This is a genomic window from Lysinibacillus composti (genome assembly GCF_016908465.1).
Taxonomy (GTDB): Bacteria; Bacillota; Bacilli; order Bacillales_A; family Planococcaceae; genus Ureibacillus; species Ureibacillus composti_A.
Window position 1 is genome coordinate 38,054 of the sequence record NZ_JAFBDY010000019.1, and the last position, 12,952, is coordinate 51,005.

Genomic DNA, 12,952 nt, shown 5'->3' on the forward strand with positions numbered 1-12,952 from the left:
ATTTTACATAGAAAGTAATAGATAGGTGGCGAATATGGCGAAGAAAAAGAATAAAAAGAAAAAACAGTTCCTAACCCCTGGTGTAAAACTATTTTTAGTCGTTTTACTCATCCCAGCGTCCATTACGATGTATTTCCTCGTTTTTCTAGCATGGCAAGAACTTAAAACATTTTCTATCTTTGAAAAACTACTATATAAATCCGAGCTAGAAGAATTACAAGCAGATTTCGACCTAGAAATACCTGAAGAATACATACCGATTTACATAGCCGCAAGTGAGAAATATGATGTGCCATGGACATTACTTGCTGCGCATCATCGAGTGGAAACACGCTTCTCCTCAATGAAGACGCTTGTTTCACCAGTAGGGGCAGAAGGACATTTACAATTCATGCCTTGTACATTTGTTGGATGGAGTCATCCTTCATGCAGTGGGAAGGGGCAAGGTGCGATCAGTGAAAATGAAAAAACCGATCCGGCTGTAATCAAAAAGTATGGAGGATATGGAATCGATGCCAATGGTGATGGAATTGCAGATCCCTATGATATTGAAGATGCAGTCTATAGTGCAGCTAATTACTTATCGAAGGCCGGCGTTTCAGAAGGAAAATTAAAAAAAGCAATCTTTAGCTATAACCATAGTGATGAATATGTTGAAGATATCCTTCGTTATTATAAATTATACGAAAGTGTAAGTGATGAAATCGAATATGTTGTTTTAGCAAAAAGGGAAGACGATCACATCAGATAATTTGATGATGCAAGCGAACATGATCAAGGAAAAGTCGTGGTGCGTAAAGAGTGTAAATACATGAAAGGGTAGTAAAGAAATGTAAGCGCACCTAAATGAAGTAATATTGCACGTAATATGCCAGAACTGGCACGTAAAGCGAACAAACTCGCACGTAACCAGTGAATACCCACACATAAAGCAACCAATTCCACACAAAATCAATGAAATCCCACTCATAAAAAATCAACCAAAACTAAAATAAACTCAAAAAAGCAGGCTCAATCTCTATGAGCCTGCTCTTAAAAGCAACCTTAAGTTGCTTTTCTGAAGGAACGCATAATAAACGTTACAATGAAGATTAATGCGATTGCACCAAGTATGGCAGGGAAGACGTAGAAGTCAGCAACTTCCCATCCCCAGTTACCTAAAATGGCACTACCAATCCAAGAACCAACAATCCCTGCAACAATATTACCGATGACACCACCTGGAACGTCCCTTCCAATGATGACACCAGCTAACCACCCAAGTACCCCACCGATAATTAAATACCAAATAAAGCTCATCATGTGTGTTTTCATCTCCTATGCTATTTGATGTGAAAGCGTGTAGTAACCTTTAATGAAATAATTTCAATTTGTTACACAAACTTTTTACAGAAGACAAAGATCAATAATTCCACATGCAGGGGTTAGTACGTTCGCTTCGTTAGTAATATGTGCAAAATTGCATTTTAAATGCATGACTTTGAAATTTTAATCCATTTCATAGATGAAACATACTCAAGTAACTATGAACTTTTATCTTCTGGGTTTCATTATTTTTTCTTTTAAAAAACAAAATATACGAATTTGATTGAATGAAGTTAGAAAATAACAAAAATGCAAGACTGAATTTTCAAAAAAAGTTTGCAATTTTAGAAAAATTGTCATATAATTGTCACAACTTAGAAAAATGAGGTGGTCACTATGGATTTAAAATCAATGAAAAAGTGGAGAAAGCAGGGAATTCTTTTTGCAAGTGTACATTCGATCATCTTGTTTAATCTTGTTGTTGATTTATTGTACGCTCATTTTTAATTTACAGAGTCTAGCATATTGCTAGACTTTTTTCATTTTATAGCTCATTTCATTCTGAAACTAACATGCATATGACATTGTTTAATGATTTCAAGAAGAAACTTTGGACGTTAAACCGAGCGAACAAAATAAAAATAGTGTATTCAATTCAAACTTTTTAGATAAATATAAATGTCTTGAAATTTTCAAAAATATTAACCAAAACAGAAAATTTTCAACAATAGATAGAGAGAAAGCGTTTTCAAATATTTTATAGTATTTTAAATTGTGCAAATAATTAAAAAAACACTGTTGACGAAGGAGGAGAAAATGTACTATGATAGCAACAATTTAATACGTTTAACTTATAACAAACGTAGCAATTTCATGTAACTTCCAAACGAAGTTATAGTTTGATATTCGTGCTAATATAGTATTATCAATATACTAATTGGTTACTAGTAAGTGAGGGGCGATACATTAATGAGAAGTGACATGATTAAAGTAGGAGTTGATCGTGCTCCTCACCGTAGTCTTCTTTATGCTACGGGAAAAGTAAAAGCTAAAGATTTAGGAAAACCATTTATTGGTGTTTGTAACTCTTATATCGACATCATTCCTGGTCACGTTCACTTGCGCGAGTTTGCGGACGTAGTAAAGGAAGCGATTATTGAAGCAGGCGGAATTCCATTTGAATTTAATACGATTGGTGTAGATGACGGTATTGCAATGGGTCATATTGGTATGAGATATTCATTACCAAGTCGTGAGTTAATTGCCGATTCAGCAGAAACTGTTATTAATGCGCACTGGTTTGATGGTGTATTTTATATACCAAACTGTGACAAAATTACACCAGGGATGTTAATGGCTGCTGTTCGTACAAATGTACCATCGATCTTTGTTTCTGGAGGTCCAATGGAAGCTGGTACGAGTGCTAGTGGTAAGCAATTATCTTTAACATCTGTATTTGAAGGAGTAGGCGCTCATAAATCAGGCAATATGTCAGCTGAAGAGCTTTTAGACATTGAAAATAACGCTTGTCCAACTTGTGGTTCATGTTCTGGTATGTTTACAGCTAATTCAATGAACTGCTTAATGGAAATGTTAGGTGTTGCTCTACCAGGTAACGGTACAATTGTTGCTACAAGTGAAAGACGTAAAGAATTAATTTACGAAGCTGCAAAACAATTAGTTCGTATGATCAAAGAAGATGTAAAGCCTCGTGATATTATTACCAAAGAAGCAATTGATGATGCATTTGCTTTAGATATGGCAATGGGTGGATCAACAAATACTGTACTACATACTTTAGCTATTGCAAATGAAGCTGAAATTGAGTATAACTTAGAGGATATCAACAAGGTTGCTGCACGAGTTCCATATTTAGCGAAAATCATGCCAGCATCTGATATCTCAATGGACGATATCAACAAAGCAGGTGGCGTTGAGTCTATTATTAATGAGTTAACTAAAATTCCTGGTGCAATTCATCCAGATCGTATTACTGTTACAGGTAAAACAATGGGTGAGTTAGTACAAGATCACAATATCATAAATGACAAAGTTATTCGCACGAAGGATAACCCATATAGTCCAGTTGGAGGATTATCAATTTTATTTGGTAACATTGCTCCAGAAGGTTCAGTAATCAAGGTCGGCGCTGTTGACCCATCTATTAAAGAATTCACTGGCGAAGCAATTGTCTTTGAATCTCAAGATGAAGCTCAAGCAGCAATTGATAATGGTACTGTTCGAGAAGGTCATGTTGTAGTAATTCGCTACGAAGGTCCTAAAGGTGGGCCAGGTATGCCAGAAATGCTTGCACCAACTTCTGCGATCATGGGTCGTGGGTTAGGTACAAAAGTGGCATTAATCACAGATGGCCGTTTCAGTGGTGCATCTCGTGGTATTTCAATCGGTCATATCTCACCAGAAGCTGCAGAGGGTGGTCCTATTGCATTAGTTGAAAATGGTGATATCATCGAAATTGATTTACCAAACCGTACAATCAACCTAAAAGTATCAGATGATGTGTTAGAAGAACGTCGTCAAAACTTAAAACCTTTTGAACCTAAAATCAAAACAGGTTGGTTAGCTAGATATTCAAAACTTGTAACAAATGCTTCTAAAGGTGGAGTAATGAAAATATAATGTCTTGATTATATTTCTAATAAGGCATATACTTTTAATAAATTATATATTTTGAAAATTAACAAAAAGTTGTATAATTAAATTAATCGTAAAATATAGAACGTTATAAAAATATATTTAACTCGATGATGAGGTTAAAGGTTATAGAGAATTGTATCTACCAGAGAGTCGGTATTGCTGGAAGCCGACGATACAACTATATCCGACATCCCCTCGGAGTGAGCTATTAAACGCGTAAGCAATTAGATAGCTCCGGGCATAATCGAATGCTCGTTACTAATGAATAGTGTATCCGACTGGTTGCACATTGAATTTTCGGAATTTTCGAGTCATTCAATGCGGACGGATAGTTTCCCACTATTCACGAGGTAGCAATTTACTGCTACGAACAAGGGTGGTACCATGAAAGTCTTTTTCATCCCTACGCAAAGGTTTTATTTGGCGTCGGAGAAAAAGGCTTTTTTATTTTTATTAAAAACCTTATCGAAAGGGAGGAGTTAGCAAAATGACTGCTAAATTATCAACAAATGAAAAAGTAGATTCATCAAAAGCAGCACAACCAGCAGAACAAACAAAACCAAGAAATGGTTCTGATATATTAATTCAAGCACTTCATGATCAAGGCGTTGATACAATTTTCGGTTATCCGGGTGGGGCTGTACTAAACGTATATGATGCACTATACAAAAACCCAATCCGTCACATTTTGACAAGACACGAACAAGGCGCTATCCATGCTGCAGAAGGTTATGCACGTGTCTTAAATAAACCAGGTGTAGTACTAGTTACCTCTGGACCAGGGGCAACAAACCTAGTAACAGGGATTACAGATGCAATGATTGATTCTATCCCATTAGTTGTTTTGACTGGTCAAGTTGCAACAAATGTAATTGGCTCAGATGCTTTCCAAGAAGCAGACGTGATTGGAATTACAACTCCTATTACGAAGCACAATTACCAAGTTCAAAATGTAAATGACATACCAAGAATTGTTAAAGAAGCATTCCATATTGCAAATAGCGGTCGTAAAGGTCCAGTGCTAATCGACTTCCCTAAAAATATTTCGGGAGCAGTTTTTGATGAATCCTTTGCACAAAATGCAAACGAAGAGATTTATCTACCAGGTTATCAACCAAATACAAAACCAAATTACTTACAAATTCAAAAAGCAATGAACGAAATAAGTAACGCTAAAAAACCATTAATTCTTGCTGGTGCTGGTGTACTTTTCGCAGAAGCACAAGAAGAATTAACTGAATTTGTCGAAAAGTTCAACATTCCAGTAATTAATACACTTCTTGGTTTAGGTAGTATTCACGGTGATCATCAATTAAATTACGGTATGGCAGGGATGCACGGAGCAGCCGTTGCCAATGATGCAATTCAAAAAGCAGATTTATTAATCAATATCGGCGCACGTTTCGATGATCGATTAACTGGAGATACAAAAGCATTTGCACCAAATGCAACGGTTGTACACATTGATATTGATCCAGCTGAAATTGGTAAAAACATCCCAACTGATATTCCGATTGTTGCCGATGCAAAAGAAGCGTTAAAAGCAATGCTTAAAAAGGATATTCAAGCACCAGATACTGCAGCATGGGTTGACTTTTTAAATCAAAAACGTGATGAATTCCCATATTGGTATGTTGAAGATGAAAATGCGATTTTACCACAACAAGTAATTGAAAAGGTTCATACAATCACTAATGGTGATGCAATCGTTTCAACAGACGTTGGTCAACATCAAATGTGGGCAGCACAATATTATCGTCACAATCATAGTCACCAGTGGATCACATCAGGTGGTCTTGGAACAATGGGCTTTGGTTTCCCAGCCGCAATCGGTGCACAATTTGCAAAACCTGATAAAAAGGTTGTCTCTATTGTAGGTGACGCAGGATTCCAAATGACATTACAAGAAATTGGTCTATTAAAAGAGTTTAACTTACCTGTCAAAGTAGTCATCGTTAATAACGGTGCTCTAGGTATGGTTCGTCAATGGCAAGAACTATTCTATGACCAACGCTATTCACAATCCTTAATGCCAGTTCAACCTGACTTTGTAAAATTAGCAGAAGCGTATGGCATTAAAGGAGTACGAATTACAAAAGCAGAAGAATTAGATACCGTTTTTGCTGACGCAATAAATTCTGATGAACCAGTGATCATTGATGCGCAAGTAAAACAGCTAGAAAATGTTTACCCAATGGTTCCTGCAGGTAAATCACTAGATGCTATAGTGGGGGTGAAAAAACCGTGAAACGCGTAATTAATGTAACAGTAATCAATCAAAGTGGCGTTTTAAATCGTGTTACTGGATTACTAATGAAACGCCAATTTAACATCGAATCCATTACAGTTGGACACACGGAACAACCAAACATCTCTAAAATGACGTTTGTTGTAAATATTGAAGATGAAACAAAGCTTGAACAGCTGGTTAAACAGCTCTCAAAGCAAATTGATGTAATTAAAGTAAATGACATTACAGATAATGCAATTGTTCTTCGTGAACTCGCACTCGTAAAAGTCGTTTCTCCAGCAAACTTAAGACTTGAAATGAATGCGATTGTGGAACCATTTAGACCACAAGTAATCGATACATCAAAAAATGTCGTTACTTATCAAGTGGTTGGTAACCCTGAAAAAATCGATGCATTCATCGAGCTCATTCGCCCATATGGCATTAAAGAATTAACACGTACAGGTGTAACTGCTTCTGTTCGTGAATCTCAAAAAATTGACACACCGCAACTTTCTATTCTCTAGTAGATTATGATTCTACGAAAGATAGTTAAGTATAGATAATCGCTAAAATCTTTAAAGATCTAAGTGATTTACAAAAATAAAAATATAAGTATTTATATCCTAGGAGGAAATGAAAATGACTAAAATGTACTATCAAAACGAAATCAACGAATCAGTATTAACAGGGAAAAAAATCGCTATTATCGGATATGGTTCTCAAGGTCACGCACATGCACAAAACTTAAAAGAATCTGGTTTTGACGTAGTAGTAGGTATTCGTCCAGGTAAATCATTCGACGCAGCAAAAGAAGACGGATTAGACGTTAAATCTGTTGCAGAAGCAGCAGCGGAAGCTGACATCATCCAAATCTTACTTCCAGATGAGCGTCAAAAAGCAGTTTATGAAGCAGAAATCGCTCCAAACTTACAACCAGGTAACGCTTTAATGTTCGCACACGGTTTCAACATTAACTTCGGTCAAATCGTACCACCAGCTGATGTTGACGTATTCTTAGTAGCTCCAAAAGGTCCTGGTCACTTAGTTCGTCGTACTTATGTTCAAGGTGCTGGTGTTCCAGCTTTATTCGCAATCTACCAAGATGCAACTGGTGAAGCTCGCGACTTAGCTTTAGCTTATGGTAAAGGAATCGGTGCTGCTCGCGCTGGTATGTTAGAAACTACATTCAAAGAAGAAACTGAAACTGACTTATTCGGTGAGCAAGTAGTTCTTTGTGGTGGTACAACTCAATTAGTTAAATATGGTTTCGAAACTTTAGTTGAAGCAGGATACCAACCAGAACTTGCTTACTTCGAAACATTACACGAATTAAAATTAATCGTTGACTTAATGTACGAAGGTGGTATGGAAACAATGCGTTATTCTGTTTCTGATACAGCTGAATGGGGTGACTACGTTTCAGGTCCTCGCATTATCGACGAGTCAGTTAAAGCTCGTATGAAAGACGTATTAACAGATATCCAAAACGGTACATTTGCAAAAGATTGGATCGAAGAAAACGAAACAAACCGCCCACGTTACACGAAGTACAAACAAGAAGGTGCTGATCACCAAATCGAACAAGTGGGTAGAAAATTACGTGAAATGATGCCATTCATTAATGAAGGCAAGAAAAAAGTGGTGATTAAATAGTGCGTAAAATTGATATTTTTGATACAACTCTACGTGATGGCGAACAGTCTGCTGGAATCAATTTAAATACTGCAGAAAAAATCGAGATCGCAAAACAATTAGAACGCCTTGGTGTTTCAATTATTGAAGCAGGTTTTCCTGCTTCAAGTCCTGGCGATTTTGATGCAGTAAATCGTATTGCTGGAACAGTTAAAAACTCAATCGTTACTGGTCTTGCTCGTTGTGTACAAAAAGATATCGATACGACTTGGGAAGCACTTAAAGTTGCGGAACAACCACATATTCACGTGTTCCTAGCAACATCTCCAATCCATATGGAATATAAATTAAAGAAAACTCCTGATCAAGTTTTGGAGCAAGCCGTAGAAGCTGTAAAATATGCAAAAAAATTCTTCGGGCTTGTTCAATGGTCGGCTGAGGATGCATTCCGTTCAGATCGTGAATTTTTAGTACGTATCATTGAAAAAGTAATCGCTGCAGGGGCAACGACAATTAATGTTCCAGATACAGTAGGTTACGCATCACCTCAAGAGTATGGTGAATTATTCAAATACCTACGCGAAAATGTACGCGGTGCAGACAACGTAAAATTCTCTGCTCACTGTCATGATGATTTAGGTATGGCTACTATTAACTCAATTTCTGCAATTCAAAATGGTGCAGACCAAGTTGAATGTACAATTAACGGTATTGGTGAACGTGCTGGTAACGCAGCATTAGAAGAAATCGGTGTAGCATTACACATCCGTAATGACATTTACCAAGTGGAAACAGGCCTAAACTTAAAAGAAATCAAACGTACTTCTCAATTAGTTAGTCGCTTAACTGGTGTTGTCATTCAGCCAAACAAAGCAGTTGTAGGGAAAAATGCCTTTGCACATGAATCTGGTATTCACCAAGATGGTGTGTTGAAAAACCCTGAAACATACGAAATTATTTCACCAGCTTTAATTGGTGAAGGGGAAGTGCCATTAGTTTTAGGTAAACACTCTGGTCGCGCTGCATTCCGCGATCGTGCATTTAAAATGGGCTATGATTTATCTGATGAAAAACTAAATAAGGCTTTCCAAGAGTTTAAAAAATTAGCGGATCGTAAAAAAGAAATTACTGAAGAAGATTTAGTCACTCTATTAACTGAAACTCAAGTTTCTGTTGAAGATATTCCTTTATTCGAACTTAAGAGTGTTCAAGTTTCTTACGGAACAGAAAACATTCCAACTGCAACAGCTTCAGTTGTTACTCCTGATGGCGAGTTGAAAACTCTTGCATCTACAGGTAACGGTTCAGTGGAAGCCATTTTCAATACACTTGAGCAATTAGTTGATGGTCCTGTTAGTATCCAGGATTACCGTGTGAAATCAGTTGGTAAAGGCCGTGACGCGCTAGGTGAAGCCGTTGTTAACATCTTATATAATGGTTTAACAACAACTGGCCGCGATGCTTCACAAGACGTACTTGAAGCAACTGCAGAAGCCTACTTAAATGCGATCAATCGTCATTTAATTCGCCAAAGTATTCAACCAAAACAACCTATACTTTAATAATTAGTTTTACATTTAAGTTGAATTTCAACTAAGCGCCATCAAATACATCATTTGGTGGCGTTTCTATAAAGAAAAGCGGAGAACTTCCGGTTAAACTCCGACAACAACTGGCCGACAAAAGATCGCTCTTTGACCTTGTGGGCGGTTCTGAAGTTGTCGAGGAGCTTGGTGTTTGGAGCTAGACACTAGAAGCGCAATGCTTCTCATTCTGCCGAAAAACTAGGCAATAGATAAATAGATATATCGCGAACACGTAATATAAAACATTACATAATCACGTGTTCGATGAAATTTTAAAAAATCACGGCGGTACACCGCTAAACTTGCAAAGAGGTGTTTTTCCATGGAAAAGAAAATTACAGTACTACCTGGAGATGGGATTGGTCCAGAAGTTGTTGCTGCTGCTATTCGTGTATTACAAGCAATTGGAAAACGCTATAACCATGACTTCCAATTAGGATATGCTGCAATCGGCGGTGCTGCGATTGATCAATTTAACAATCCACTACCTGAAGAAACAATTGAAATGTGTAAACAAAGTGACGCTATTTTACTAGGTGCCGTTGGCGGTCCGAAATGGGATAACAACTCACCAGAATTACGTCCTGAAAAAGGCTTATTAAGAATCCGTAAAACATTTGATTTATTTGCTAACCTACGTCCGGTAAAAGCTTTCCCAAGTTTATTAAATGCTTCTCCATTAAAACGTGAAGTAGCAGAAAACGTAGATTTAATGATCGTTCGTGAATTAACTGGCGGTATTTACTTCGGTGAAAAACAGCGCACGGAAACAGATGCAAGTGACTTAAATATCTATACGCGTTCTGAAATTGAACGTATTGTGGATAATGCATTTGAAATGGCTCGTTTACGCAGAGGTAAACTTTGCTCAGTTGACAAAGCAAACGTATTAGAAACTTCAAGACTTTGGCGTGCCGTAGTTGATGAAAAGAAAGAACTAAATCCTGATATCGAAGTAGAACATAATCTAGTTGATTCTGTTGCAATGAAGTTAATTACAAACCCTGGTCATTATGATGTAGTTGTTACAGATAATATGTTCGGCGATATTTTAAGTGATGAAGCATCTGTTATTACAGGTTCATTAGGGGTATTACCTTCAGCTTCAATTCGTGGCGATAATTTCGGATTATATGAACCAGTTCACGGTTCAGCACCAGAAATTGCTGGATTAGGTATTGCAAATCCCGCTGCAACGATTTTATCTGTAGCAATGATGCTTCAATATTCATTCGGGATGAAAGAAGAAGCTGCAGAAATTGAACGTGCAGTAAATGCAGTATTCGAAGATGGACACTTCACTGCAGATCTTGCAAAAAATAACGAAACAGCTCTTTCTACAGATGAATGGACAGACAAAGTTATCGCAGAAATCGATACAAGTTTCGTATCCGATAGCATTATGGAAACTTATATTTAAGGATTGGTGAAGAGAATGGCTAAAAACATTATTGAAAAAGTTTGGGATTCACATGTTGTCTATCATGAAGATGGCAAACCGGATTTACTATATATCGATCTTCATTTAATTCATGAAGTAACGTCTCCTCAAGCATTTGAAGGTTTACGTTTAAATAATCGTAAAGTACGCCGTCCAGACCTTTGCTTTGCAACAATGGACCACAACGTACCAACAAAAAATTTGCCAACAATCAACGATCCAATCGCACGTACACAAGTAGAAACACTTGCTAAAAATGCGAAAGAATTTGGTATTGAATTAGCAGATATGGGTCATCCAGATCAAGGGATTGTACACGTTATTGGACCTGAATTAGGTTTAACTCAACCAGGTAAAACAATCGTTTGTGGTGACTCTCATACATCAACTCACGGTGCATTTGGTGCCATCGCTTTCGGTATTGGTACATCTGAAGTTGAGCACGTTTTATCAACTCAAACATTATGGCAAAGCAAACCAAAAACAATGGAAATCCGAGTAAACGGTAAACTAGGCGTTGGCGTTGAAGCGAAAGATATTATCTTAGCTATTATCGCAAAATTCGGAATTGATGTTGGTACTGGCCATATCGTTGAATTTACTGGTGAAGCAATTCACGGGTTATCGATGGAAGAGCGTATGACGATTTGTAACATGTCCATTGAAGCAGGTGCAAAAGCTGGTTTAGTATCACCTGATGAAATTACAGTTGAATACTTACGTGGAAAACGTTTTGCCCCACAAGGTGAAACATTTGAAGAAGCTGCTAACTACTGGTTAAGCCTAGCATCTGATGAAGGTGCAACTTATGATACAGTACTTGAAATTGATGCAACTGAAATTGAACCAATCGTCACTTGGGGAACAAACCCATCAATGGGCTCAGGCGTTTCACAGTCTGTGCCAACAGCAGATGATTATGAAACTGAATCAGATAAAGCAGCATTGAAAAAAGCTCTTGCATACATGGGCTTAGAAGAAGGCCAACCATTAACTTCTATAGAAGTACAAAATGTATTTATTGGTTCATGTACAAACTCACGTTTAAGTGACTTACGTGCAGCAGCAGAAGTAATTAAAGGTCAAAAAGTACATCCAAGTGTGAAAGCAATTGTTGTACCTGGATCTCATACAACTAAACGTCTAGCTGAAGAAGAAGGGTTAGATAAAGTCTTCATCGAAGCAGGATTTGAATGGCGTGAATCTGGATGCTCAATGTGTTTAGCAATGAACGATGATATTGTACCTGCTGGAGAACGTTGTGCGTCTACATCAAACCGTAACTTCGAAGGTCGTCAAGGTGCTGGTTCACGTACTCACTTAGTAAGTCCTCCAATGGCAGCTGCTGCAGCAATCGCAGGCCATTTCGTTGATGTTCGTGAATTCGTAAAGCAACACGCATAACATTGTAAAGCTTGAAAGGGTGAAATATATGAAACCAATTAATATCGTAAATAGTGTCATTGCTCCACTTGATCGTAAAAACGTGGATACTGACCAAATCATTTCAAAAGAATTTTTAAAACGAATCGAACGTACTGGTTTTGGTCAATTCCTATTTTATCACTGGCGCTTTGATGCACAAGGTAATGAAATATCTGACTTCGTTTTAAATAAACCAGAATATAAATCTTCTGAAATTTTAGTAGCACAAGAAAACTTTGGTTGTGGTTCATCACGTGAACACGCACCATGGGCAATTTTAGACTACGGTTTCCGTGTAGTCATTGCACCAAGTTTTGCGGATATTTTCCACAACAACTGCTTCAAAAATGGAATCCTTCCTATTAAATTAGCAGTTGAAGAATGTGATGAATTGCTAGCAAAAGGTCTTGAAAAACCTTATGCAATCGAAGTAAACCTTGAAGCACAAACAGTTACAGGGGAAGACGGTAAAGTGTACAACTTCAACATTGACCCTTACTACAAAGAAATGCTCCTAAATGGTTGGGACGAAATCGCGTTAACATTCAAATACGAAGACGCCATTTCAGCCTACGAAGCAAAACGCGTAGCATACTAAAAATAGGGACATCGGGGACAGGTACCTCGTCCCACTTTTAACTAAAAAGTAGTCGACACTTTATCATGAGTGTC

General features: G+C 37.4%; 10 protein-coding genes. 9 read left to right on the plus strand and 1 reads right to left on the minus strand.

Annotation, left to right across the window (positions count from 1 at the left end; all coding sequences use genetic code 11):
• Positions 1 to 34 precede the first annotated feature (34 nt).
• Positions 35 to 751, plus strand: coding sequence for a lytic transglycosylase domain-containing protein (locus JOD29_RS15910; RefSeq protein ID WP_124766447.1), 717 nt, complete (start codon positions 35 to 37; stop codon positions 749 to 751).
• Between the two features lie 293 nt (positions 752 to 1,044).
• On the opposite strand, the gene JOD29_RS15915 is transcribed toward JOD29_RS15910, so the two are convergent.
• Positions 1,045 to 1,302: a GlsB/YeaQ/YmgE family stress response membrane protein gene (locus tag JOD29_RS15915; RefSeq protein WP_124766448.1), complete on the minus strand. Its 258-nt coding sequence runs from the start codon at positions 1,300 to 1,302 to the stop codon at positions 1,045 to 1,047.
• Between the two features lie 972 nt (positions 1,303 to 2,274).
• Between JOD29_RS15915 and ilvD the strand changes: the two genes are divergently transcribed.
• The 8 genes from ilvD (at position 2,275) to leuD (ending at position 12,878) form a co-directional block, all read left to right on the plus strand.
• Entirely contained in the window at positions 2,275 to 3,945 is a 1,671-nt protein-coding gene (gene ilvD / locus JOD29_RS15920; protein ID WP_124766449.1) for a dihydroxy-acid dehydratase, read from the plus strand.
• Between the two features lie 505 nt (positions 3,946 to 4,450).
• Entirely contained in the window at positions 4,451 to 6,211 is a 1,761-nt protein-coding gene (gene ilvB / locus JOD29_RS15925) for a biosynthetic-type acetolactate synthase large subunit (protein WP_124766450.1), read from the plus strand.
• Positions 6,208 to 6,720: an acetolactate synthase small subunit gene (ilvN, locus tag JOD29_RS15930; RefSeq protein ID WP_124766451.1), complete on the plus strand. Its 513-nt coding sequence runs from the start codon at positions 6,208 to 6,210 to the stop codon at positions 6,718 to 6,720. Before ilvB ends, ilvN begins: the two co-directional genes overlap by 4 nt.
• A 115-nt stretch (positions 6,721 to 6,835) precedes the next feature.
• Positions 6,836 to 7,849: a ketol-acid reductoisomerase gene (ilvC, locus tag JOD29_RS15935; RefSeq protein ID WP_124766452.1), complete on the plus strand. Its 1,014-nt coding sequence runs from the start codon at positions 6,836 to 6,838 to the stop codon at positions 7,847 to 7,849.
• Positions 7,849 to 9,390 (plus strand): 2-isopropylmalate synthase, encoded by a 1,542-nt coding sequence (locus JOD29_RS15940; RefSeq protein ID WP_124766453.1) that lies wholly within the window; start codon positions 7,849 to 7,851, stop codon positions 9,388 to 9,390. The genes ilvC and JOD29_RS15940 overlap by 1 nt, the downstream gene beginning before the upstream one ends.
• Positions 9,391 to 9,736: 346 nt before the next feature.
• Entirely contained in the window at positions 9,737 to 10,834 is a 1,098-nt protein-coding gene (gene leuB, locus JOD29_RS15945) for a 3-isopropylmalate dehydrogenase (RefSeq protein WP_124766454.1), read from the plus strand.
• A gap of 15 nt (positions 10,835 to 10,849) precedes the next feature.
• Positions 10,850 to 12,259 (plus strand): 3-isopropylmalate dehydratase large subunit, encoded by a 1,410-nt coding sequence (leuC, locus tag JOD29_RS15950; RefSeq protein ID WP_124766455.1) that lies wholly within the window; start codon positions 10,850 to 10,852, stop codon positions 12,257 to 12,259.
• Positions 12,260 to 12,287: 28 nt separating this feature from the next.
• Positions 12,288 to 12,878 carry a 3-isopropylmalate dehydratase small subunit gene (leuD, locus tag JOD29_RS15955; protein WP_124766456.1) on the plus strand — a complete coding sequence of 197 codons (591 nt, stop codon included), beginning with the start codon at positions 12,288 to 12,290 and terminating at the stop codon, positions 12,876 to 12,878.
• The last annotated feature ends 74 nt before the right edge of the window (positions 12,879 to 12,952 follow it).